A 25,417-nucleotide genomic window follows, 5' to 3' on the forward strand; every position below is an offset into this window, starting at 1 on the left:
TCATGACTAGAAAAATTATAAAGGCTATGGTTCTGTCGGCACTATTAATACCGATGGGATGTAAGAAAGATTATTTAACAAGAGATCCTTACGGAATTCTTAATCAAAGTGAATATTTTAAAACTGATGGTGCTGGTTTGAAATTATTAACCAGTTGCTATCAGCCTATGAGCGATTCATGGGGATATACCATTAATAAAGTTGCCATTGGTGATGAAGTAGTAGATAATGCTGGTGCTGGTGGATCTGATCCTGGAGACAGACCACAAACCACTGAGGTAGGACGAGGAAGACCTTTAGCTTCCAATGCATTATTGTTTGAAACATGGTCTAATCGCTTTGGAGGGATTGGAAAATGCAACATTGCATTAGATGGATTCGAAAAAGAAGGTGCTAACTTAATTCAAGATGGTAAACCAGTATCTGCTGAAACAGTAAAACGCTACATTGCAGAAGTTAAGTTTCTTAGAGCATGGTATTATTTTGATCTAATTACTGTTTTCAAGGAAGTACCATTAATCATTCAAATTGAAGATCCTTCTTCTCGAAAGGAAAAAGCTTCTTTAGCAGATTTAAAAGCTCAAGTTTATAAAGATCTTGATGAAGCAATTGCAGAAACGAATCTTCCAAGGGGTAATGCCTTCAAAAGTGATGAAGTTGGACGTGTAAGTAAAGATGCTGCTTTAGCCTTAAAAGCTCGTGCTGCATTATTTTTTGCTGGGTTAATAGAACAAAACATATTAACAGGAGATGCTAAAGCGGAATACACGTTGGCTAGAAATGCTGCGGGTGATATTGTTAAAAACTCTGGATTAAGCCTATTAGCAGATTTTCAAGATCTATTTAGAGGAGACTATCAAGTTGGCCCATTTTCAAAGGAAAATATACTTGGAGTGTTGAGAAAATATGATCCTGCATTTGGATTAGGTGGAGATTCATTTGCAATTATGAATGTAGGCCGTAATAATGTTGGTGGCTGGGGCGGTAATACACCAACGAAAGATTTGGCTTCTTCCTATGACCCTGCAGATCCTAGAAAAATGTTCACCATTATTAGTCATAACGATATCTTTAAGACAAGTACTGGTGCTGAGGAGGTTCATAACTACAGAGGATATTTCAATGATTTTGATCTTCAACAAAGTAGAAAAGCATTTGTGCCTCAACAGTATCGCCAAAACAACGATTTAACAAGAAGTAATTGGCAACCCTATTGGATTCGATATTCTGAAGTATTGCTAGTATATGCTGAGTCCATTATTAAATCTGGCGGTACAGCTGCAGAAGCACTACCATATGTAAATGAGGTTCGTAAAAGAGCATTCGTTACTACCTCTAAAGTTGATCAACCAGCAATTTACAGGTTATTTGCAAAAGGATTGAAGCCCATTTCTGAATCAGAATTCAACTCCACCTATGCAGTTAAAACTTCTGACAACGTGCTTAATGAGATCAGGAAGGAAAGAAGGAATGAACTTGCCTTAGAAGGCATCAGACTATCTGATTTGATCCGTACAGGGACTTATGCAAGTACAATGAATGCATTTTATACGAAGTACGGCTTTGCAGATAAAGGTAGGGATGCAAGTGATAAAAGTTGGCCATTTCCAATTCCACAAATAGAGATAGATAGGTCAAATGGTGTATTAGTTCAAAACTCAAACTATTAATCATGGATAGAAGGAATTTTATAAAAAATAGTGCTACTGTTGCTGGTTTTTCAATTGTATCTAGTAACGTATTAGGAAAGACATTAGGCTATGTTGCTCCAAGTGATAAATTAAATATTGCAGGTATTGGTCTTGGCGGTATGGGAAGACGTAATTTATCAAACATGAATACTGAAAATATTGTTGCATTATGTGATGTAGATTGGAAGTATGCTCAAAAGACATTTAACGACTACCCCAAGGCTAAAAAGTTTAAGGATTGGCGAGAAATGTTTGATCAAATGGGCAAATCTATTGATGCAGTAATGGTAGCGACTCCCGATCATAATCATGCCGTTGCTACAGCACATGCGATCACCTTGGGCAAGCATTGTTATACACAAAAACCATTAACACATTCTGTTTATGAGTCCAGGTTGTTAACCAACCTGGCAAAAAAATATAAAGTTGCTACGCAAATGGGAAATCAAGGAAATTCCTTCGATTGGTGTAGACAAATTGCTGAATGGATACAATCAGATGCTATTGGTGAAGTATATGAGGTACATTGTTGGACAGATAGACCTATCTGGCCACAAGGCTTGATGAAACCTAAAGAAGGAATGCCAGTACCAGATACTTTGGATTGGGATCTATTTATTGGTCCTGCGGAAAATAGGCCTTACAATAGTGTATATACGCCTTGGAACTGGCGTGGATGGTGGGATTTTGGAACCGGAGCATTGGGCGATATGGCTTGTCATATTATGGATCCAATATATTGGGCCCTAGATTTAAAATATCCTACAAAAGTAAACGGAAGTTCCACATTAAGTAACTTATATTCCCCGCCACATGCACAGATGGTGCAGTATACTTTCCCAGCTAGAGAGAAAAAAGGAAAGGTAAATATGCCGGAAGTAAAAGTTCATTGGTATGATGGAGGACTCTTGCCTGAAAGACCAACCGAATTAGCTCCAGGCCAAATGATGGGAGATTCTAACGGAGGAATTATTTTTGTCGGCAAAAAGGGAAAAATAATGACAGGATGTTACGGTATGAACCCTACTCTACTTCCGGTTACAGACATGGCGCACTTTAATCAACCAACTCCATGGATTCCAAGAGTACCAGGTGGTAATGGGGATATCTGGAACACGAATGCTCATGAACAAGATTGGATTAGAGCGGCTAAAGAATCACCAAAAAATAGAAAAGAAGCTAGTTCAAATTTCGGATTCTCCGGACCTTTTAATGAAATGGTCGTAATGGGGGTTTTAGCAGTTAGATTACAAGGACTAAATCGAGATTTATTATGGGATGGTGAGAAAATGGAATTCACAAATATCAATGATGCTGATCAATTAAAAATTGTCTCTGTAGATGAATTTAGCGTTATAGATGGTGACCCGCGATTCAATAGACAATTCGTAGAATTAAATGCTAAAGATGCGGCTAAAGAATGGATTAAACATACCTATCATAATGGGTTTAGCCTTCCTGATATGCCAAACTTTTAAGACATGAAAAAAACAAATAGAAGAATATTTATTCAACAATTGGGAATTGTAGGAGCAAGTACAAGTGTTTTTTCATTAAAGCCGACAAGATCTTTGGCAAGCCAAAAGATTAAAAAAATTGGAATTATAGGACTTGACACCTCCCATAGTGAAATGTTTAGCAAGGATATAAATGAAGGGAGTTTAAAAGACAGAGGATACAGGGTGGTTGCAGCTTTTCCTCATGGAAGTAAAGATATTCCTTCAGCCCTTGGTATGAAGCAAGGTATTATAGATGCGGTTAAAAAAATGGGCATTGAAATAGTAGATTCTATAGATAGTTTATTAAAAAAAGTAGACTATGTTTTATTGGAATCTAATGATGGAAGAGTTCATTATGAACAAGCTGAAAAAGTAATTAAGGCTAAAAAACCACTTTTTATAGATAAGCCAATGGCTGAAAACCTTGAAAAGGTCCGGGCAATTTTTGAACTGGCTGCCCAAAATAATGTTCCAATTTTCTCATCATCGTCGCTTCGATATGATGCTTTGGTTCGTGAGGTAAAAGCCGGAAAAATCGGAAAAGTTCTAGGGGCAGATGTTTATACACCCGCAGAAATTGAACCGCACCATATAGACCAGGCTTGGTATATGATTCATGGAATAGAGATGCTTTTTACCGTAATGGGAACAGGATGTAAAGAAGTATTTAGAGCCTTTCATCCCGATTTTGAACAGGTAGTAGGAATTTGGAATGATGGCAGAATAGGTTCTGTTAGAGGAATCAGAAAAGGAGCATCCAACATTGCCGGAATCGCTTTTGGAGAAACAGGTATATCTCAATTAGGTCCATTCGCTGGATATGGTCCTCTGGTTGCAGAAATCTTAAATTTCTTTGATTCAGGAAAACCTCCTGTTCCGGCAGAAGAAACGATTGAAATCTTCAAATTTATGGAAGCAGCACAAAGAATTAAATCATCAAATAAGACGGAGATTTTAATCTAACCTAAACACAATATGGACTAAGAGCTATAAATTGTTTTCCAATTATAGCTCTCCATATTAAATATTAGGTATTCTGCTAATTAAATATTAAATTTATTAGACTTAACACAATTAACACCTAAACGGAAACGTATTAATTATCGTGAATTCGCCTAATCCACATTTATCAGCTTTAATTTGTGGGCAAGAAGATGGTTTGAAGCATTATATGAAGCTTTATGGCACTTCCCTACGCTACTTTGCATACCGCATTGTAAAAGATAAACTTGTGGCTGAAGAAATCGTTTCTGACAGCTTTGTAAAGTTATGGTTGGGCAGAAATAAAATAAAATCAGAATCTAGTATTAAGGCATTCCTTTATATAAGCACCAAAAACTTATGCTTAGATCATGTTAATCTAATCAAAAACAAAGTAATCCATGAAAATGATGAAATTTTAAATGAACTAATAAGTCCAAATGAGGATATGCTTACCAAAATGATTCAAATGGAATTAATCAAACTAATTGTTGAAGAGGTGGATAAGATGCCAAAACAACAGGCAAAAATATTTAAGTTAACCTACTTTGAACAAAAAGAAACTGAGGAAATTATTGATGAATTAGGGGTATCAGCAAGTAGTATTTATTTTGCAAGATCAAAAGCAATAGCCTCTCTAAAAAAAGCATTCGGATTTAAAAGAAACCTAAATATTCAAGAATTAACCTTTGTGATTGGTTTATTTCTAATCTATTTTAACAAAACAAATTAATTATAGTAACAATAATATATAGTCTTGTTATTAAACAAATATTAAAACTTACAACCATTTTTGATTAAATCTTCTCTCCAAATTGGGACCCGAATATCATTTATAAGGATACCTTTACAAGTAAACTCACAGACATATATTCTATTTCCATACTTTGGTTTTACTTTCCGTAATTCTATCTTCAAAGTCCCCTTATCTTTTATCACAGTATCGCCAATTTCCCAAAAACAATATAAATTTCCAAACCATCTGCTTGGTAATCTCTCCAAGGTGTCCTTGCCACTCATTATTGATTTTCCTTTAATTAAATATTGATTATAATCAATATTTGGATTTTTAAAAAGTACAAGATGAGTAGAGAATTCTTTATAAAAATCTTCTGTTTCTTTGCAACCGTAGTCTGAACAAGATTGCAAAAATATTATGATTGAAATAATTAATTTTTTTTTGTTCATCATAATATATGTTTAAGGTTTACCCTTTTTTTTGAGTTCTTCCAATTGACCCACCAATACCTAAACCGATAATGAATTTAATTCCTTTGGGGGGTAAAGAAATCATTGGACATTTATGTAGAGAGAATTTAACGGCTGGTTTTTTTTCAAATTCTATATTTTTTAGTTTACTACAGTAATTTAACTCAACTAATTCAAGAAAATTAAACTTGGAAAATAATAGTTCTTCAACACTGCTTTTTGTTAAAAAAAAATACTGTATGAAAGGGAATTTATAAATTAATTTAGAAATAGCTTTCCTATCATGCCATACAATTAACTTCTTTAAACTAACATTATTATCAGATATCTCTCCATCATAACTTTTTAGATCAGTAAAAGTTATTTCTTCAATACTTTCTAGGTTAATATTGTTAAAATTAATACTAACATTTTCATTAACTACAATATGTTTAGTCTTTAGTTTTATATCATACAAATTCAATTTTGTATGATTAAATGCTATAATGTTTAAATCAAATTTATTCTGAATATATTTTATTAATTTAATGCAATTTTCAGAATGAAAATTTCTAAAACTTAAATTATTAATAGTTCTTTCTTGGATTTCAAGGTCTTTAATATCTGAGATTTTCTCATACCTATCGATGGAAATGAAACTATTTTTACTTTGTTCAATTACTTTATTAAAGTTATTTGTTACCCCTAAAGTATCCCGATCAAATATGTAGTATTCAATATTATCCATATTAATTCTAATAAAATTATTTAGTTTTTATGTTGAATTTAATAATTTTCTTTTGGTTTAATTGGATATAATTTTAAAGATTTTGTTACCCGACAACTAATGTTAATCAAAAGTGTAAAAGAAGAGTTATTTTTCAGGAAAATTAAATAAATCTTTAATTAACCATGTTTTTTTATTTCTGATTTTATCTATATTAGAGAACAATTATTAATCAATTTATTTGTGAAATTTTATCTCCAATTAACTCTAATCATACTGGTTTGTAGTATTAGTGGCTGTAAAAAGGAAAAGTTAATTAGTATCAATCCTTTTGGCTCCATGGGGATGCCAGAGGTGGTTGTAGGCAATCAGACAGCAAAGTTTACGGTTCAATTGGCAGACTATTCGTATGATGAGGTCGGTGTTTCTTATGGACTAAATAAAACTGACTTAGCAATGGGAACCATGAAAAACACCTTATTGCTTCAGAAAAATGGTAAGGAATATTCAGGGCTTTTATCAGCATTTGATGAAACTGAGATTCTTTATTATAGAGTCTATGCTAAATTAAAAGGAGAAACCGTTCTATCCAGCATCTACGAAATAATACCAAGAAAATACTCTTTGATAAGAAAAGATTCAAGCAAATGGGTAATTCCGGATGCTCAAAGTCGCTTTACGGTGATTCTACTTGGGGAAAATATAGATGATGATATTAAGCAGTATACTGTTACAGATGACAACGTCATTAACTTGGCAGTTACTAAAGTTATTAAAAATGAATCTGGAACTTTTGAAATTCATCTGAGTGGTCAGGTATCCCCGATGCGCAATAACCAATTTATCGGATTTACTCTTCATTATAAGAACAAACCAATTTTTACGGATACCCAAATAAAAATTGCTCAACCTAAGGGTTATGGTCATTATACCTTGAAAAGAATAAACGGAAACCCAAATACAGGTAACATTGGATTCCAATATAATAATGAGTTATATACCATTGGCAATGGAATGATCCAAAAATATTATTTTAATAATAACATGTGGTTCAGGGAAAAGGCTATTGACCCTAGATTTGGTTTTTATAATGAAACTGCATTTAATTTGGGGGATACATTCTTCTTCACTGGATCGATCCAAGATGATAGGCTATATATTGATTTCGAAAACAAACAAGTTCGCATAGTTGCATTAGATATTAAAAATTTAAATACAAAAGAAGAATACATCACATTAGATAAAATATTTCCAAGTTATCGTGATCAAGCATTAATCAATTATTATGAATTAGGTGGTAAAATGATTGCAATCCTGACTGTTACTGATTCTGAAACTTATGAAAATCATAAGTATTTGTATTCGATTGATTGGGAATCTCGGCAAGGAAAATTTGTTGGTAAAATTGACAGCAAAATTAAAGGAAAGATATTTGAATATAACGGTAGGGTATATTGGTTTTATCACATTCAAAATGGCGCTGGAGAGTTTTTTTACACATTAAGTGAATTTAATCCTAAAACAGCTGAATTGAAGCCGCTTAAATCATTTCCTGAATTAAAAACATACTTTTTTCACTTCAGTGTGCATAATAATGACTTAATTATGGTAGGCCGCGACCGCGTCATTGCAAGATTAAATCTCAAGGATTTTTCCGTAACCAGTTACGAACAATTTTATAATACTTTTCCTTTCGATGTATTAGACCATGAAGAGTGGACTGGACATGTATATTATGTAAATAATAAATATTATTTCGGGAGGGGCGCTTTTAGTGAAGGACTATTTGAATTTTCATTTGTTGATTATGAATAAGATAAGACCATACATTTTATATTCTATTATTTTAGGATTGATTTTAACAATGAATTCATGCACTAAGGAGGTTTTCGAATTAGCAACTGATCAAAAAATTTTAGAGAACAATCCCGTACCAGGCGATTCAACTGGATATTTTCCTGAAATTGGCAATAATAACGAATACTATGTAGAGTTGAATGGGAAACCCTTACAAATTGGTGATAAAGCTGAATGGAAAGTTAAATCAGGACGTGCTCATTCAGAATATGTCCGTTTTGGAAACAAAAACAATCCGATCACCAAATTTTATGGGATTCCAGGAGAGAAATATGTCCTTGAATGGGTGGTTAATCGTAAGGATAAAGAACTAAAAGAGGAAGTTACTGTTCAAATTAAAGAACCTCCATTTGTAATTGAAAACTTTACACCAAGCACATTCAAGACCAAGATCCACTTGAGAGTTTACCAACATTTGCAAGGAAAATGGACCTTTAACAAAGGTATTGCTTATATCAATCCTCTTGAGCACTCTGGTGGATCGCAGGAATTAGATGGTAGAACTTCAGTTGAAATCCAAGGTTTTGAAAATACAGAATATCATATTAAATGGACCTATACATTATTTGACAAGGAATTTGAGTTGGATACAGTCATTAAAACTGGGCAATATACGCAAGAAGAAGCACTAGCGGATTTAGGCTTTTCTCCTCACAGTAGATATGTAACTTGGAATAATAAAGGAGAGGTCGTAGAAATTAATATGCACAGTAATGGTAGAGCGTTCGTGTTTGATGAATGGAAACGTTATCCAACATTAGTAGCACTGAAGCATCTTCAAAAGTTAAATGTAAGCAGTTCTTCATTAAACGGACTTCCAGAAATTTTCACCCAGCATTATTTAGAATTGGAAGAACTTAACATGGGCAGCACAGGCTACAAAGTTATTATTCCTGAAAGCATCAAGAATTTAAAAAAACTGAAAAAGTTTAGATGGAGTAACCTTTATGGTTCCCATGTTCCTCTTGGACAAATTTATTTTCCGGAAGAGTTTGGTGAATTAGAAAGCTTAGAAGAGCTCCATACCCGTTGGGAAGAGGGAATTGTGTTGCCAAGGTCTTTTTCAAAATTGAAAAACCTAAAGATATTTTCGGGTTTCTACCAAAGTATGCCAAAGGAAATCGGAAATTTAAAGAAATTGACTGATTTAGAAGCAACATTTAGAGACGGAGAGATCGCTCCCTCTATAAGTCAGGCCACTTCATTGAAAAGGATTATGTTACATATCGGTTCTGGAAGCACTAAATCATTACCTCAAGATTTTGGAAATTTAAAAAACTTGAGTTATTTGGGGCTATTAGGATCAGGAAACATTAATAATTTACCTGACTCCTTCTCTGAATTGGAAAAATTAGATAGCATTTGGAGCTTTGGCCCTTCCGTTGGGTATTTGGGTAATAATTTTGGTAACCTTAAGAAAATATCATTCATTCTTATCCATACTTCAGCAGATAAACTACCAGAAAGTTTTGGAAATCTATCCAATTTAAAATTCCTATCTATAACTGGGAAAAATTTAAAATCCGTACCTGAGAGTTTCGGTAAACTTCAGAGCTTAACTTATCTATCCCTTAATTCTGGTCTATATTCTTTACCTAAGTCATTTAGTTCCATGGTAAATTTGAAAGAAATTAATCTAGAACAGAATAATCTATCTTCACTACCTGAAAGCTTTTCAGAATTAAAAGCCCATCAGATTAATTTATCTAAAAACAAGTTTACAGAATTTCCTTTGGCATTAACAAAACTCAAGGAAACTGTTGTACTTATCCTTGATGATAATAATATTAAAATGCTTCCCGATGAGGTTATTAGGTTGAAAGGACTTGTTAGCAAGATAGATTTACACCAGAATTTTCAAATACCAATTGAAAATCTAAAATCCATAGCTAAGCAAATGCCTGGAACCATTATCAGTAGAAATGAATTTAGTTCTTGGCAAATATTTTAGTATGATGATATTAGCTATATATCTTCTTTAATTTCATTTTTATTTCAGTAATTCTTTATAATTCTATTTAAGTCTTACTTCCTTCTCGTTTATTAAAGTGAGGGGGTAATTATTATCTGAAATAATGCACTATAGGTTAGCTATATTCAATTTTTCTATGAGTTTTTTAAAGTGAGAATAAAATCTAATTAAAAAATTTATGGAATAAATGATTGTAATACATCATAAAGTAAATCCATATGATTATGAAATATACAACCATTATTACATTGATTTTCTCCCTTTTCATATGTTTTCAAACTTATGCAACCGAACAAACTCCAGATCGCTTGATTATTAAAGGTGATACAATGGACTTGCATGCTTTACCACTATATGATTTGAAGGATCACAATATTTGGGAAAAACCAATGTTTCCAGATTCTTTAAGTTCTACTTCTACAGGTTGCTGGAGAGGATATATTGCATTTTGGGAGTTGATAAATGACAAATTGTATTTAACTGATATTTACAATGAGGCTTTAACAGCAAAAGCAGATTTGAATACTCTTTTTGAAGGTAAAATTACGAATGGAAAGGTTCATGCCTATTGGTTTTCAGACACAGTAACTGCTTACAAAGGCAAACTCTTATATTATAGACATATGGGATTTTCATCTATTTTTGAACATGAATTTGAGTATGTTTTTGAAAGAGGTTTATTAAAAAATTCATTGTATTTTGACAATACCAAATCTAAAAACACCCCCTTCTTTATGGACCTATCTCCTCTAAGAACGACAATTGACTCACTTATAGATTGGAAATTGCTTCCTACAATTGAAGAACCAGAACGTGTTTATTTACTTGTATCATCAAACGAATTGGGGCAAGTAGATTCTGTAATAGAAATAAATGGGAAGTCCGATATCTATAAACAAGAAGCTTTAAGAGTAGCTCGGTCAATTACACAACTACCAGTTATTTATAAAAGAGGAAAACATCTTAAAGAACAAATGTCATTACAGTTCGTTTTTACTAGAGAAAAACAAAAAAAGTATCAGTGATAATTTAGGCAGTGTTCTATAATTCTTTTCGTATTTCATTTTTAATTTCGTTAATTTTTGATAATTCTGTAGTCAGTCTTTCTTCCAGCTCATTTATTAAGGCGAGTGCCTTATTATTATCTGACATTACGTTGTAATTAAAGTATATAGCTTCTAAATTTAGGTCTAAATTAGATTTATGCTGCTTTAAAAGGATATCAAATATTTTAGCTATATCTGTTAACTCATAAGAATCATATATGGACTCCGTATCCGAAAGCTGTAAGGCAGCTGTCATAATTAAAATTAACCTTATATCGTTTAAATACTTTGGATCAACACTGTTCAAATATTTGAAGAATGAAGTATCATTATTAACTCTATTGCTTAAATCGGTAGAAATCACACTTATGTTTCTTTCAAACTCAGTTAATCTCTCAATAAAGTTGTTTAGCTTATTCATGTTTACCTATTTTTTATAATCCTTACTAAAAACGCTAATCGTAGATTCACCTCCAACATCACTAGGAGCAGCAAAGAGCATCATCTCCCCTTTTGGGGAACTAAAAATTCCTGCCCCAGAGCCAAAGGAGGCATTTCCTGAAGGCTTAAACAACACAGAACTAAGCTTTTTAATTTGGATTGAATTGCTGGACGGTTTTTTAGTGGCATCCAAAGAAGCTTTGGTGATTTTAAATTCGTATAGATCTGTTCCATTGCCATCAAAGCCTACGAGATACAAATTATCTTTGCCTTCAGAAAACAGGTTGATGTTCTGATATCCCCTCCATGTAGGATCGGACCATCCTTCTTTTGATACTTGGGCCATATTGATACTTTGGATAAGCTGAAACCCGTTTTCTCCTTTTTTAAATTTATCCATTGGGCAGACATAAAAATCAAGATCCCGGCTATGCCAGTTTCCGACAACTATTAATATGTTTTTGCCAACCCTAGTCATTCCGACACAGCCTGCCGTAACCCGTTCATATTTGCCATCTCTTTTAATAATGTGCAATGGAGTTTCCCATGGGTTTCCTTCATTTTTCAAATTATAGACTGTTACCCGAGAGGTATTTCTCATATCGTCGTCTTCTATACCCACTGCAAGATAATCTTCGAATATTTGAAATCCTCCAGGGTGTTTATAAGGTGCGAGCATGAGTGTATCGATAGCAACAACAGTTGCCTTTGTGCCTTCAAGTTTCGTCTTTATCATGTAGGATGCTTCTGGACTGCTCCTTGTCATATATAAATAATCGGTACCTGATTCTTTATGCAACTGTATGCCTTGTATGTGGCCATGTTCCTTGTTAAATTTAAAATTAAAAGGATCATCGGTGGTAATGGTTATCTTGTTTTGGAAGTTCTGAGAATTTTTGTGCAAAATTTATGGAACTTGTCGGTTTTTCATGGGCATGCTGCGCTTGCGCAAGTCCCACTATTAGAAAGCTGTAGATTAATAAATGATACTTTTTCATATAGAACTAAAATAGTTATAATCTGTTCAAAACCAGCCTATCTTTTACTGAAAAGCTGGAGAAATATTTTTGGATACCATTCTAAATCCAGTATATTTAAACCCATATGTTACTGGTACAAGTTCAATTTAATACCTATTCAGTTATTATAATGACGGCCCTTTTGCTTGTCATAATTCTGCTTTTGGTCTATTTGTTCAGAAACCAAAAACAGGTCAAATCCCTGACCAATAAGCTCAATAAGATTGAAGGAGAATTACATAGCCATCAATTGAAAGACATTGATTACAAGTTAAATCCTCATCTATTTAAAAATGTATTGAACTCTATTCAGTCACATGCCTATCAGACTTTCCACTCCTTAGATTCTCTTTCTAATGTACTGGATTATATATTGTATGAAAGCAGCAAGAAATTTGTTACGCCACAGCAGGAGATTTCATTTGCAATGAGCTTGATAGAAATCAATAAGATAAAACTCAGTCCATTATTCGATTTAAAAGTCAAACAGAAAATCAGGGAAAATGAACCGCTATTAAATCAAAAATTGATGGTTCCTATGTTAAGTACGGACTTGATCGAAAACGCTTTCAAACATGCTGATATCCAAAGTCCAAATTCTTTTATTTCCGTTACTTTTGAATTTAATGACAATGTATTCTCATTGACAGTAGCTAATAAAATATCAAATAAAGAGCCAATACAGAAAAATAATGACGGCTATGGATCCAAAATGTTGGAGCAAAGATTGAACATTGTCTACAAAGAAAATTACAAACTAGATAAATTCATTGAAGGAGATGTTTATATCGCACATTTAAAAATCAATCTACTTGACTACAAAGCTAAGGTGCTTGCTGCTCGATGATGAGTTGCCAAGCTTACAATATCTGAAATTATTATGTCAGCAGATTCCAGATCTGGAAATCGTTAAATCCTTTATTTCACCGAAAGATTTATTGGCAGAACTTCCTATGTTGGAATATGATTTATTGATCTCCGATATTGAAATGCCGGACTTAAACGGACTTGAATTAGCGGAACAATTAAGAGATAAGCCGATTATCTTTATTACTGCATATGCTGAATATGCAGCAGATGCATTTGACCTACAGGCCGTAGATTATATCCGGAAGCCTCTAAAGATAGATCGCTTAAAACAAGCCATCCAAAAGCTATTAAGTATTCGAGGTAGCAAACCCATTGAGGAGAAAAATTTTGTACAATTAAATACCGATCAAGGTAAGTATCTTCTATACTTTGATCAAATTGCATATATACAGACCTCTTCACTTGATAGCAGAGATAAAATCGTTCGCCTCCTTGATCAGAAGGAAGTAACCTTAAAAAATATTTCCTTTGATAAGTTAATAGAGATTCTTCCAGAAATGCAGTTTTGTAGAATCAATAAAAAAGAAATCATATCCATGAACATCATCAGTTCTTTTTCACATGATGAAATCAAATCAAACTTCAGTTTAGGAACTGATGCTCCTCTTGTCTTTACTTTGAGTGAAATCTATAAAACCACCTTTATTCAAAAGTTGAGTTTATAGTTTCGCTACAAAAAAGCTCCCTTTCGTTACATTTTTTGCCTTTAGAAGCTGTTAAGCAGGTTTTTTAAATTTATTAATTTCTATTTTCATCCCGTCTGACTGCGCAGAAAAGACGCCAAAACTAAAATAGAAAGAGGAATTAGTGTATGAAGAATTTAAAAAGTAGCTTCTTTTATATTGTCATTATTGGAGGATTTTCCTCATTAATTTATTGGATCATCAACCATGGTTCATTTATGGAAGAAGGAAGGCATGTTGAAAATATGGGCTCCAACCTTTCCAATTGGGAAGAGTTTCAGAGTTCCATGTTGCATAACTTACAACATCCCCTTGCTATTTTATTGGTACAGATTATTGTCATTATATTAGTTGCAAGGCTATTTGGTTGGCTTTTCAAAAAAATTGGCCAACCCTCCGTAATTGGTGAAATCATTGCAGGTATAGCCTTAGGTCCATCCTTCTTGGGCATGTATTTTCCAGACTTTTCTGCTGCATTGTTTCCAGAAGCCTCTTTTGGGAACCTTCAGTTTTTGAGCCAGATTGGATTGATCCTGTTTATGTTCGTTATTGGCATGGAGCTGGATTTAAAAGTACTTCAGAAAAAAGCTCATGATGCCGTAGTCATTAGCCATGCAAGCATAATACTTCCGTTCGCATTAGGTGTTGGATTGGCCTATTTTATCTATCAAAGCTTTGCTCCCGAAGGAATTGCTTTCTCTTCATTCGCCTTGTTTATTGGTATTTCCATGAGCATAACAGCCTTTCCAGTATTAGCAAGGATTGTTCAAGAACGTAATATGCAGAAAACCAGGGTTGGAACCATTGCCATCACCTGTGCAGCTGCAGACGACATTACTGCTTGGTGTCTTTTAGCCGCCGTTATTGCTATCGTGAAAGCAGGATCATTTGTTAGCTCACTGTATGTGATTGCATTGGCAATAGCCTATGTATTATTAATGATTAAGGTTGTACGCCCATTTCTTAAAAGGATTGGTGATATTCATTCTACTCGAGAAAACCTTAATAAATCCATTGTTGCGATCTTCTTTTTGACCTTATTGGTATCCTCATATCTTACAGAGGTTATCGGAATACATGCTCTATTTGGAGCATTTATGGCAGGTGCTATTATGCCCGAAAACTCCAGGTTCAGGAATATATTTATCGAAAAGGTAGAAGACGTAGCCTTAGTCCTGCTCTTACCCCTATTCTTTGTATTTACAGGATTAAGGACAGAAATAGGACTGTTAAATGAACCCTACTTATGGAAAGTAACCGGCTGGATTATTTTAGTTGCCGTTGTTGGCAAATTTGTAGGAAGTTCCCTAGCAGCCAAATTTATGGGACAGAACTGGAAAGACAGTTTGACCATTGGTGCATTGATGAATACCCGTGGATTAATGGAACTTATCGTATTAAATATTGGTTTTGATTTAGGAGTTTTAGACGCTGAAATATTTGCCATGATGGTGATAATGGCTCTGGTAACAACTTTTATGACTGGTCCAGCAATCGACTTATTCAATAGAATCTTTAAATCAACTTCTGATGTGATACCAGAGGAAATCAGTCGACAAGGCAAGTATAATATCCTAATATCTTTCGGGAATCCAGAAACAAGTCCTTCACTACTGAAAGTTGCCAGTGGAATGGTAAAGCAATTGGACCAAAGTTCATCCATTACCGCGATGCACCTCACTCCAACAAGTGATTTGACCTATCTAAATTCAGATTTATATGAATTTGACACATTTGAACCGATTTTAAAAGAATCAAGGTTCTTAGAACAAAAGATCAGTACCCTATTTAAAGCATCCAGTAACCTGGAGGCAGATGTTGCAGAAATAGCCAATGATGGAGATTTTGATCTACTTCTGATTGGAATTGGACAATCTATTTATGATGGAACATTTCTAGGTAAAATCCTTGGAGTTACTACCAGAATAATTAATCCAGAAAATTTGATTTATAGGGCAAAGGAAAAGGAAAGTCCTTTTAATAATTCTTCATTTTCTGATAGTACCATACAGATTATGCATAAAACAAAAGTACCTGTAGGGATTTTCATGGACAAGGGATTAAAGAATTTGGATAAAATCTTACTTCCAATTTATGGAAATAAAGATTTGGAATTATTGCCCTATATCCAAAAATTCATCCATAATTCTCAATCTCAGGTAACTATCATTGATTTACATCATATTCTTCAGAATGATAAAAAAGCCGCTGAAATGATTCGAGCCATTGGTTTGCAAGCACCTAATCATATTAGCAAATTTGAAGCGACAGAATTGGATGGCAAATTATTTAAAGAGCATGATTTATTATTGATTAGTGCTGAGAGCTGGCGAGAATTAGTAGAAAACAACAAAATTTGGCAATCTGAAATGACCTCTGTATTGGTTATAAAAAAATAGTAGTGGATAGGAACCATTATTTGCATTAAAATGCTCTATTTTACTGAGGGAAACTTTTCCTATATTATCCCTTATAGATGTATGATTTTAATATTTCATAAAATAATTATACTCTATTTTATGGGGGTCAATTCGATCTTCAATTAATTTAATTAAATCCTTGTTTAAAATTGAGGTAACAATCACTTCTTGATTATTATGGTCTTGAAAAAGAATATAATACATGTTTTTTTCAATCAATAAAGGAAACACTTTACGTTTCAAAGCAACAGAACAATTGACGATTACTTTTGTAGAATTTGTTAAAATAATTTCATTCTTGTTTTTTTGAATCAAAACTATCTCATTTTCCTCATTAATCAATAATGTTTTTCCATCATCTTCATAAATAAACTTCAGAAACAAATAAACAGTAGGAAAAACAATTCCAGTGAAACAAATAATATTAAATAAATCAGGTAAATCAAATAAATAAACAGGTAGCAAACAGATACCAATTCTAATAATAATATAACATAAAAATACTATTACATTCCAATAAGTAAATCGATACCTCTTCATATACAGGAAAAATTGTAAATGAAAAATTCTCTATTCTCTAACAAGGTAATAGCTGCTTGAAAAATCTTGTCCAAACTCTCCATCGGATCTTGAAAATGAAAGAATATTTTCATCCACTTTAAAAATGAATTTATATCGATTCCCATGTTTAAGATATAGATGTGAGCCTGAAATTGAATAGGTCCCCTTACTGGACATTTGATCATTTACCGACCATTCAAAGGTTTTATTCGCTGCAAAGGAAAATTTTGGGTATCCATCACTATTTTCGCTTTTCCATTTTCCAACGAGGCCACTTGACTCCACATCGTCCTTGCTACATGAAATGAGGAAAAGAGTAGTTAAAACAATAAAAATCAGCTTCATCATAATCAATAAAGTTTAATTGGATTGGTATTACATTATTAAGCTTATATATTAAAAATAGTATAAAATATTAAGGATTTCATTTTATATTTTGATTTTGAATTTAGGCAATTGAATATTGAAAACCGTTCCATTCTGTTCGCTGCTTTCAAAATCCATGGTTCCACCCATCCACTCTATGACAGTCTTCACTATCCAGAGGCCCATTCCATGAGATGATTCTCCATGAAGTCCTTCCCTCTTTTGAGGATTGAACTTTTCAAATAAATTGGTTTTCAAATTATCAGGAATTCCTATCCCTGTATCTCTTATTGAAACTTCAACCATTTCATCGAAATTTTTCACTGAGATGGTAATATCACCATCTTCGGGAGTAAATTTTAAAGAGTTGGAAAGTAAATTATTGATTACCTGAATAAATTTATCTTCATCGAGATCCATGGAAATTGATGGAGAATCTGTTATAAAGTGAAACTTCACTCCTAATTCGGGTTCTCTAATCATATACTGTTCAAGAAATCCTTGCAGGCATTTAACAAGATCTGTTTTAACAAAATTCAGCGGAACGCTTAAAGTGGTTAGAAATTCTTTTTTCAAGAAGCTTCTAATTAACGACATATTACTTGAACCAATATCTTTAATACCTTTTAATGCAGACTTAAAAGATTTTTGATCATCCTTTTCGGCTTGTCTTACAGAATAATCAACCAGATTATTAATGGTTGCAAGAGAACCTGCAATATCATGACTTAAAATATTTAAAATCGCATTTTTTTTAGCATTGTGTGTAAGAATATTATGCTGGAACTCGATTTCTTCTGTTATGTCATCTATTAAAGCTATAATCTTTCCATGACCTGATTCTATATAATGGTAAAAGTTTAAACTTAAGAAATAAAGCTTTTCATTTTTTTTTAACTTGATAACCATTTTTTCTATGGATGTTTCCTCTACATTCTTGAGTTCATTTAAGATTAGTTCTTTATCCTTAGTATCAATTTGTTTCAAAAATTCTGAGAAATTGGAGTTGTTACGGTCAAAATCTAAAAATGTGCGGGATGAATTATTCATATACTCCATCCTCCCTGTCAAGGAATCAAATGAAAAAATCATAAAATAAGATTTTTCAGCAAGGATCTGTAGAGGGTTAATTTTCAAAGACATAAAAGTAAGAGGATTTAGTTTTTTTTTAAAAAAGCTCAAAGTTCTTAAACTATATAGGCTTTACCTTAATATTTAAGCACTAACATTAACAACATGATAATCTAAAAAATGTTTCCTAATTAAGATCTGTCCAGAAATCTTAACATCCCATTCTCTTTGGAATTTTAACTCATTTACCATGCATCAGGTTTAAACAAACAAACTTTTAAATTTTTTAAAATTTTTGTTTCCCTCCTTATTACGCTTTTCGACTAAGATTTTGAAACGGTTAAAGTTTTAAGGAGTATCCGAAAATCCTGTAAAGAGTAGGGCGATAAATAATTAATTATAATCATGAAATCAGTTGTTTTATTTTCAGCACTATTGACTGCGCTATCATTTACAGCAAATGCTCAAGTAAAAGTTAAAGATCAACTCAATCAAAACGGGGAGTTTATTAAAGTAAGGGCAATTGCTCCAACATTCAGTAAAACAGAACAAGCCGAGATTAAAAAGATTTTAGGTAAGGATTATATACCTGTATTCAATGAACGAGGTGAATTGTCCATTGCGACAGCAAGGTCAGTAAAACATGTTAGAGCTTTGGGAGGTGGATTCTCCAAAAATCCGGGCAGTGTTGCCAATAATATCCTGATCCATTCAGGATGGGTGTTGGCAACTTCCAAAAATGTCCTAGAAGCTATGAAGTCCAAACTCGGAGCTCAACGTTTCAATCAATTGGAAGCGATTGTATCCAAATAATCAACCTATTCCAAAAGCTAATCAAGCTTCGGAATTACAAATGAGCTACAATATCTTTTTCTACCTATGCTATTGGCAAAAAATTACATTAACATATAAAACATACTAGAAATCAGAACTGTAGCTCATTTTTCTTATTTATATCTATAATTCTCATCATCATGAACTTTCAAATTCCATATCAAGTTAAAGCGAACATTTTTGCATATCCTTCGTATGGATATGCGACATCGCAATTCGAATATTTCCGAATAGGAATAGCCTTATTTTCATTATTCAATTTTCTACTTTTCTTATTGGACTATGATGTGCTATTGGCCTATAATGGGATGATCAATTGGGAAGTTACCAATGCCAATTCATTTTGGTTTGAACCCCATTTACAAAAATTCACCAATTTCATCAGTCCTACCCTATTATTGAATATCCTATCATTTACCTACATTCTTTCTTTAAGTCTTTTAGCAATAGGATACAAAACAGGCATTACCTCGATTATATCTTTTTTATGCTTTCTGTTATTTTCATTTCAGCTATATCCCTATCTATATGGTGTTGATTTATATCAGAGTGTTTTACTTTTCTTCCTATGTATTTTCCCTAGTGGATATTCAAAATCTCTATTTCAGAAAAAGATAAAACCAACTACTAATTCTATCCAACAAATTGCAGTTCGAGCCATTCAGATTTACCTGATGATTACCTATTTTTCGGCAGGTATCGGTAAAGTGCAGATGCCGAGTTGGCTTAATGGCGAATTCTTATTTTTAAGCATATCTGACCCAACTTACCAATTGATTCCTTTTCCGAATTATTTTGCTGCATCCTTCTTTGCCATCTCAGGATGTATAGTGGTTTTTATGGAATTATTTTATCCTTTGTTGATATTCATTCCGATGATCAGAAGCCTTTTGTTGATTGGTATAGTTGGAATGCATGCATTTATCGTTCTATTTATGGGTTTAGTCCCCTTTGGAACCTTATTAATTATCATTAACCTGATAGCTTGGTATCCTTTGTTTAGAAAAGATTTCATAACAATTTTTCAAAATAAGAAATCATGAAAACTATATATTATAAATCATTTGTCTATGTTTTTTTGACTTGTCAATTAATGGTTGTCCTACATACCCTGCCGAGTCAATTTAAGTTCAATTCGTATACAGCTGAAATCCTAACTAGAATTTTATTCAGCATTACGAAAGTTAATCATATGTACAATTTTTTTACTGACCCGTTAAAGACTGGAAAATATAGTTATACTACAAATAATATGATTCTTTTGAAATCGGACCATCAATTAATCCAAGAAAAGGTCCTCACGAGAAATGGATCTATTAAATCAGCTGTTCACAAGTTAAATCAAGCTCGGGTTAGTCATATACAATCATTAGCAACAAGAGATACAGCCTTATATAATGCAGTTATCAGATCCCAAGCCCTATATTTTATTTCTAAGAATAAGGAATTTCCTTTGTTTTCCGTCCAAGTATTAAATCATGATTGTAAGGTACTAAGAATTGGAAATGTATTTTCAAGAGTTGAAAAGGTTGATACCATTTACCATAATTTATTTTCCATTGAATAGGATTAATGGTTAAGTTTTCTTTTTTTGCGTGATCTCAGACCTATATAAGTTCCAATGATGATTAGCAATCCAACTGCGAAAGCGAAGTAAATCCATATTTTGAAATTAGATTCTTCGCTAAGAGGAGCACTATCACCTAATAGGATAATTCCTGCCCAGGCATGCGGTAATTGCTTATTTTGATCTGCATCCTTCATCCACTCTATTTGAGCTTTTTGCAAGGCGATATCTAAAGGAACTTTTGATTTGACAAGTGCAAGGATCATATTTGAAATTGCATAGGCATCTACATCCAAAATATCCCAAAGGGTACTGTAAATACTAGGAACTCCAGTGCCAAAAAAACCTCGGGATAAACTAAAAACACCTTCTCCCTTATAGTCCTTACCAATGCCTGTCCGGCATGCAGAGAGCATCAATAATTGGGTCTGCACCTCCTGTGTTTTGATGTTTTCTAATGATAGGCCTTCATCCGCAAAATAAATTGTAGGCTTTCCAAGTTCTGAATCAGCATATGCATGACTGATTATTTGGACAACTTTAGCCTGTGGCCAATAGATTTCAAAATTGGACAGGTTAGCTTCATTTTCTAGAAAGGTCTTTGAAGAATGGAACAAATTGGCATTATTTTCAATAGCTTGAGCAGAACCATTTAAGCTTATTAAGGATTGATTATAGGGAAAATTAACTGGAGCAATGCCTAAAAACTCGGGTTTCTTTGAACTCTGTTTGCTATTCTGATTGGATTGAGCCAACAGGGCACGTGCTGAGTAGATATAACTAAAAGCATACTTATTCAGCAAATAATCAGGTTTATTATTTGAAGTTGAAAATGCAGCAAAAGGAATGATATTTCCACTTGTGGAAATAATTATTCGAGAAGTTGCTTCTTTTTCAAATGGTTTCCATACTAACTCGTACAAATTATTAGCACAGGATAAAAATTGATTTAAATCTGATTTTGACCAATTTGAATTGGCTAACATAGTTGAAAAATCAAGTTTATTCTTTTGGTAGGAATTGGATGGAATCTTTTTTAATGAAAGCGTTTTTTCATTAATTAATAAAGCGTATAGGTAATTCTTTCCCTCAAAATAACTGTAGATACTCTGTTTGTTTTTAGACAAATATTGTTTCACTTCAGATACTGAAGGAACTTTATTGCCATATTTTAATTCATAATATTGAGGATAATTTTGTTCCAAGTAATTTACATAATCATCAAATTTGGATCTAGCTTGTAAATAATCTGCTAGTTCCTGTTTATTATTTGCATACTGATTTCGAATTACCTCCAATCTCAAGGCAGTCTCTTTATTTGCTACATTTAATGGAAGGCTAAAATTTGCCATATTATGATTGAGCTGATCAACTAAAAGTGCTGAGCGACTCTTTTCCATAAAGAAGAACACCATTTCGGGTTTATTCAGATTGAAACATGTTTCGATAGCTTTTTCATACAGAGAGTTTAATTTTTCCCGCCAAAACAATTTGGAGCCAATATCTTGGTGCTGCCATCGCATTAAATCTACCAAGCTGTCCAGCAAGGTGTAAGTTTCAAGCGATTGTTGCCAGGTATTTCTATTTAGGGAAAGTATTTCCGCTTTTTCAAACAGGGCATTAAAAGCATATTCCTTTTGTGGAAGTTTTCGAAGTTGTTCGGCAGAAGGGTTGTTGTTTTTCGATTGAATGGAAAAATCAATTGGCAATGCTTTTAAGGACTGATCTATATATTTTAAAGCATTTCCATAATCGTGGATTTGTTTAAAGTACAATGATTTATTAGCAAATAAAACCGATTTGATAAAGGGTATTTCTGTCTTTGAAGTTGCCAGTTTTTCATAATATAAGCTTTTCGAATAATCTTGCCTTAAAATGGATAAATATTGTAATGCTACATAATTCATAACGCTATATTCCTGTTCATTACTTTGATGAAAGAATTCATTTGCTTGTAAAAAAGCTTTTTCTGCCTTTTCATATTCTTTGTTATTCGTTTCAACCTTTGCCAAAAGGGTATAGAAAAGACCTTTTTTAAAAGGATCGGCATACAATTCGGAAAAAGACAATAAGGAATCCAATTTGGGTTGAAGGTCAATATGAAGATCTAATGCATGTAGGTTTATACATTGCTCATAAAGATTATTTATGAACTGATTGACATCTTGGTTTTTTTCATCAAGCTGCACACCCAAAGTAGCATATTTTAACCCAAGTTTATAATCCCCAATTTCATAGTAAAGATGAGACAGCTGTTGACAGGCCAAAGAAGGAATTCCCCATTTATTATATTTTTTGACTCCTAGGTCATAGGCTATATGATAGTTGCTTACGGCACTTTCGAACTTGCTGATTTGGCTTTGGTAATAACCCAAGTAAAAATGATATTTAGAGAGATATGGGATTGGATTTTTGGATGGATTATTTTTACTGATTTGAATAGATTCTTTGAGTAATGAAATTGCGGTATCTATTTTATTCGAATCAAATTGAGCCGTAGCATATAAGAAAAGCAAATTGGTATAGGTAGAATCATTAGTTAAATTTTGTTTAATGCATTCATGTTGTAATTTTTTGAATCCATCAACCTGCTGGTCAATAGGAAGCTGTACCAATTCGTAGAATCGGTTCCATACTTTCGATGAAAAAGAAGTCTGTCCTTTACTGGGTATGAAAGAAAGGATAAACAACAAGATCAATAAGAATAATTTCATCAAATCATTTCATGAAGGAAGAAGCTTTGAAAAATGATTCATTTTTCAATCCGGTTTGTTTAATGATTAGTGTGTTAAACATGATGTCCGATGGGTAAATGGGTCTTGGCGGCGGAGGAATTGTTCCACCTTTAACAAATCCACTAGCCACTTCCTCCCCATTTAGCAGATGGGCTCCCTTTGCGGCAACTAAAAAAACATGCTTTTTCTTATCCAATGATTTAATTCCGATGCCATTCTCAATGGCTTTCTTACCTAAAAAATAACCGGCTTGTTGTTTTACTTCCTGAGCAGTTACTGGTTTTGAATATTTAAAGATTATTTGATCTTTAATTATAAATTCACCGTTTTTCCGAATCAACGCATTTTGTGTCATAGCTTTAGTAATTTTGTATTGATTAATTTTTTGGTTATTCTAATAATTTAATAGCTTCTTGTTTACCAGGAAGATTCTCTTTCAGGACAATTTCTAATAATTCTTTACCTTTCAATTCATCATCCTTTTGATTTCTGACTAAATGGGCAAGAGCCATATAATACTTTGCAGGATTATTGATTAATTCATTTTGTTTATCTAATTGTGTAAAAGTATTTATAGCCTCATCATAGGCCTTCAATTGCATCTGGGACAATCCCAATATTTTTAAACCTTCGGCATCATTGGGGTTTTCCTTAAGGATATTCATCGCGATTAAAGAGCTCTCTTCATACTGTTGTTCATTATATAAATGAATAGCTTCTTTTAAATTACTTTTTTCTTCACCTAAATGAACAGGGTAGTTTTTAAGATTGTTACTAACAATGGCATTTGCTTCAGCACTAAGATTCGATTGAAACCAATTAAAATAGAAACCGATGCTAATGATTAATAAAAGGGATGCTGCAATTCCAATCCACTGATTTCTTTTGCTACGATCTTTCTTTTGGGAAAGCATTGTCCACTGTTGATGTTTTTCTTGCAATAAATTATCATGAGCAATAGCTTTTGCAGCTTGTTTAGCTTGAAGGTAGAATGCAACATCTTCCGCAAGCATAGCGTTAGAAAGTAATTCTAATTCAAATTGCTTCCTTTCATCTTCGGACAAGGTTCCATTAAAATAATCTTCAATCTGCTCTTTCATGATTTATCAGTTTCTAATTATATGATAAAGTTTTTTTAGTTTCTCCAAGCATCTAAGTCTAGAGGTTTTAGCAACTGCAGAAGATTGATAGCCTAATTCCTCCGCAATTTCGCTATCCTTATAACCTTCCCCCCATGCCAGTATAATGGTCTTACAACGTTCATCCATAGCTTGGATCTTTGTTTTTAGCAAATCAACTTCATATTTCACACTTAACATTCTTAATATATCTTGCTGTTCATCAGGCAATAATTCTAAATAATCTTCTAACATTTCAGTTTTATTGTGACCACTTTTTTGAGTCTGATTAGCTCTCAAAAGGTCGATACATTTAAATTGAAAAATTTTAAAAATATATGTTTTTAAAGAACTTCGCTGTTGGAATTTATTGGAATCAATTTGATGGATAGTAGCTAATATTGCATCAGAATAAGCCATTGATGCTTCATCTTCATTTAATTTATGCTTATAGATGGCATCTTTAATCATATATCGATAAGCCATATATAATTTATTTTCCCAAATCTGTCGCTGAGGATAGTTTTGTTGAATTCCTTTTATGCAATCCTCATCGAAGTTACTTCTACCTAGAGAAATCCACATTTTAAAAATTTAGGTTATATAAATCTAATAATATTTAATCATAATACATTAATTTAAACTGTTTTGTTTTAGCAAGTTACAACATATAATCTTCTTGTATATTAGTCGAAAAAAGAAAGCTAAATGGAAACAATATTTAGAATTATTTTTTAAAATTTTAAGAATCATATTTCCTTGTTATCCATT

Annotated in this window: 24 protein-coding genes; 13 read left to right on the forward strand and 11 right to left on the reverse strand. The window is 32.9% G+C overall.

Going from position 1 to position 25,417, the window contains the following annotated elements:
* Positions 1-2: 2 nt before the first annotated feature.
* The 4 genes from E0Y80_RS08065 to E0Y80_RS08080 all read left to right on the forward strand — a co-directional run bounded on the left by E0Y80_RS08065 (position 3) and on the right by E0Y80_RS08080 (position 4,904).
* Positions 3-1,670, forward strand: coding sequence for a RagB/SusD family nutrient uptake outer membrane protein (locus E0Y80_RS08065; RefSeq protein ID WP_156307158.1), 1,668 nt, complete (start codon positions 3-5; stop codon positions 1,668-1,670).
* Positions 1,671-1,672: 2 nt separating this feature from the next.
* Positions 1,673-3,169: a Gfo/Idh/MocA family protein gene (locus E0Y80_RS08070; RefSeq protein WP_156307159.1), complete on the forward strand. Its 1,497-nt coding sequence runs from the start codon at positions 1,673-1,675 to the stop codon at positions 3,167-3,169.
* A gap of 3 nt (positions 3,170-3,172) precedes the next feature.
* Complete coding sequence (locus E0Y80_RS08075) at positions 3,173-4,153, forward strand: Gfo/Idh/MocA family protein (protein ID WP_156307160.1); 981 nt, start codon at positions 3,173-3,175, stop codon at positions 4,151-4,153.
* Between the two features lie 142 nt (positions 4,154-4,295).
* On the forward strand, positions 4,296-4,904 hold the full coding sequence (locus tag E0Y80_RS08080) for an RNA polymerase sigma factor (RefSeq protein WP_156307161.1): 609 nt from the start codon (positions 4,296-4,298) through the stop codon (positions 4,902-4,904).
* A 41-nt stretch (positions 4,905-4,945) separates the two neighbouring features.
* Here E0Y80_RS08080 and E0Y80_RS08085 read toward each other — a convergent pair whose 3' ends face one another.
* Together E0Y80_RS08085 and E0Y80_RS08090 are read right to left on the reverse strand one after the other, a co-directional pair.
* Entirely contained in the window at positions 4,946-5,362 is a 417-nt protein-coding gene (locus E0Y80_RS08085; protein WP_156307162.1) for a hypothetical protein, read from the reverse strand.
* A 16-nt stretch (positions 5,363-5,378) separates the two neighbouring features.
* The gene (locus E0Y80_RS08090) at positions 5,379-6,107 is read right to left on the reverse strand and encodes a hypothetical protein (protein WP_156307163.1); all 729 of its coding nucleotides are present in this window, start codon (positions 6,105-6,107) and stop codon (positions 5,379-5,381) included.
* Between the two features lie 222 nt (positions 6,108-6,329).
* Between E0Y80_RS08090 and E0Y80_RS08095 the strand changes: the two genes are divergently transcribed.
* The 3 genes from E0Y80_RS08095 (at position 6,330) to E0Y80_RS08105 (ending at position 10,940) form a co-directional block, all read left to right on the forward strand.
* Positions 6,330-7,901: a hypothetical protein gene (locus E0Y80_RS08095; protein ID WP_156307164.1), complete on the forward strand. Its 1,572-nt coding sequence runs from the start codon at positions 6,330-6,332 to the stop codon at positions 7,899-7,901.
* Positions 7,902-7,950: 49 nt separating this feature from the next.
* The gene (locus E0Y80_RS08100; RefSeq protein WP_197091518.1) at positions 7,951-9,894 is read left to right on the forward strand and encodes a leucine-rich repeat domain-containing protein; all 1,944 of its coding nucleotides are present in this window, start codon (positions 7,951-7,953) and stop codon (positions 9,892-9,894) included.
* A gap of 245 nt (positions 9,895-10,139) precedes the next feature.
* Positions 10,140-10,940 (forward strand): hypothetical protein, encoded by an 801-nt coding sequence (locus E0Y80_RS08105; RefSeq protein ID WP_156307166.1) that lies wholly within the window; start codon positions 10,140-10,142, stop codon positions 10,938-10,940.
* A gap of 16 nt (positions 10,941-10,956) precedes the next feature.
* Here the strand turns inward: E0Y80_RS08105 and E0Y80_RS08110 are convergent, their stop codons facing one another.
* Both E0Y80_RS08110 and E0Y80_RS08115 read right to left on the reverse strand, forming a co-directional pair.
* The gene (locus E0Y80_RS08110) at positions 10,957-11,382 is read right to left on the reverse strand and encodes a hypothetical protein (protein WP_156307167.1); all 426 of its coding nucleotides are present in this window, start codon (positions 11,380-11,382) and stop codon (positions 10,957-10,959) included.
* Positions 11,383-11,388: 6 nt separating this feature from the next.
* Complete coding sequence (locus E0Y80_RS08115; RefSeq protein WP_156307168.1) at positions 11,389-12,306, reverse strand: hypothetical protein; 918 nt, start codon at positions 12,304-12,306, stop codon at positions 11,389-11,391.
* 200 nt (positions 12,307-12,506) lie between these two features.
* Here E0Y80_RS08115 and E0Y80_RS08120 point away from each other — a divergent pair, with 200 nt between their 5' ends.
* The 3 genes from E0Y80_RS08120 (at position 12,507) to E0Y80_RS08130 (ending at position 16,373) form a co-directional block, all read left to right on the forward strand.
* Complete coding sequence (locus E0Y80_RS08120; RefSeq protein WP_197091519.1) at positions 12,507-13,268, forward strand: histidine kinase; 762 nt, start codon at positions 12,507-12,509, stop codon at positions 13,266-13,268.
* Positions 13,234-13,956, forward strand: coding sequence for a LytR/AlgR family response regulator transcription factor (locus E0Y80_RS08125; protein WP_156307169.1), 723 nt, complete (start codon positions 13,234-13,236; stop codon positions 13,954-13,956). The genes E0Y80_RS08120 and E0Y80_RS08125 overlap by 35 nt, the downstream gene beginning before the upstream one ends.
* Positions 13,957-14,102: 146 nt before the next feature.
* A complete protein-coding gene (locus E0Y80_RS08130; RefSeq protein ID WP_156307170.1) occupies positions 14,103-16,373 on the forward strand; it encodes a cation:proton antiporter in 2,271 nt (756 codons plus the stop codon).
* Between the two features lie 87 nt (positions 16,374-16,460).
* On the opposite strand, the gene E0Y80_RS08135 is transcribed toward E0Y80_RS08130, so the two are convergent.
* The 3 genes from E0Y80_RS08135 to E0Y80_RS08145 all read right to left on the reverse strand — a co-directional run bounded on the left by E0Y80_RS08135 (position 16,461) and on the right by E0Y80_RS08145 (position 18,308).
* Entirely contained in the window at positions 16,461-16,934 is a 474-nt protein-coding gene (locus E0Y80_RS08135; protein ID WP_156307171.1) for a hypothetical protein, read from the reverse strand.
* Positions 16,935-16,964: 30 nt separating this feature from the next.
* Positions 16,965-17,303 (reverse strand): hypothetical protein, encoded by a 339-nt coding sequence (locus E0Y80_RS08140; RefSeq protein ID WP_156307172.1) that lies wholly within the window; start codon positions 17,301-17,303, stop codon positions 16,965-16,967.
* Positions 17,304-17,384: 81 nt separating this feature from the next.
* Entirely contained in the window at positions 17,385-18,308 is a 924-nt protein-coding gene (locus tag E0Y80_RS08145) for a sensor histidine kinase (protein WP_197091520.1), read from the reverse strand.
* 489 nt (positions 18,309-18,797) lie between these two features.
* Here E0Y80_RS08145 and E0Y80_RS08150 point away from each other — a divergent pair, with 489 nt between their 5' ends.
* The 3 genes from E0Y80_RS08150 to E0Y80_RS08160 all read left to right on the forward strand — a co-directional run bounded on the left by E0Y80_RS08150 (position 18,798) and on the right by E0Y80_RS08160 (position 20,793).
* Positions 18,798-19,205 carry a hypothetical protein gene (locus E0Y80_RS08150; RefSeq protein ID WP_156307174.1) on the forward strand — a complete coding sequence of 136 codons (408 nt, stop codon included), beginning with the start codon at positions 18,798-18,800 and terminating at the stop codon, positions 19,203-19,205.
* A gap of 161 nt (positions 19,206-19,366) precedes the next feature.
* Complete coding sequence (locus E0Y80_RS08155; RefSeq protein WP_156307175.1) at positions 19,367-20,269, forward strand: hypothetical protein; 903 nt, start codon at positions 19,367-19,369, stop codon at positions 20,267-20,269.
* The gene (locus E0Y80_RS08160) at positions 20,266-20,793 is read left to right on the forward strand and encodes a hypothetical protein (RefSeq protein WP_156307176.1); all 528 of its coding nucleotides are present in this window, start codon (positions 20,266-20,268) and stop codon (positions 20,791-20,793) included. Before E0Y80_RS08155 ends, E0Y80_RS08160 begins: the two co-directional genes overlap by 4 nt.
* A 2-nt stretch (positions 20,794-20,795) precedes the next feature.
* On the opposite strand, the gene E0Y80_RS08165 is transcribed toward E0Y80_RS08160, so the two are convergent.
* Genes E0Y80_RS08165 through E0Y80_RS08180 form a run of 4 tightly spaced genes read right to left on the reverse strand, consistent with a single transcriptional unit; the run spans position 20,796 to position 25,231 of the window.
* Positions 20,796-23,507, reverse strand: coding sequence for a CHAT domain-containing protein (locus E0Y80_RS08165; protein ID WP_156307177.1), 2,712 nt, complete (start codon positions 23,505-23,507; stop codon positions 20,796-20,798).
* A gap of 4 nt (positions 23,508-23,511) precedes the next feature.
* Complete coding sequence (locus E0Y80_RS08170; protein WP_156307178.1) at positions 23,512-23,883, reverse strand: hypothetical protein; 372 nt, start codon at positions 23,881-23,883, stop codon at positions 23,512-23,514.
* Between the two features lie 34 nt (positions 23,884-23,917).
* Positions 23,918-24,628: a hypothetical protein gene (locus E0Y80_RS08175; RefSeq protein ID WP_156307179.1), complete on the reverse strand. Its 711-nt coding sequence runs from the start codon at positions 24,626-24,628 to the stop codon at positions 23,918-23,920.
* 6 nt (positions 24,629-24,634) lie between these two features.
* Complete coding sequence (locus E0Y80_RS08180; protein WP_156307180.1) at positions 24,635-25,231, reverse strand: RNA polymerase sigma factor; 597 nt, start codon at positions 25,229-25,231, stop codon at positions 24,635-24,637.
* Positions 25,232-25,417 lie beyond the last annotated feature (186 nt).

The sequence above is a fragment of the Sphingobacterium endophyticum genome, from assembly GCF_009733535.1.
Classification (GTDB): Bacteria; Bacteroidota; Bacteroidia; order Sphingobacteriales; family Sphingobacteriaceae; genus Sphingobacterium; species Sphingobacterium endophyticum.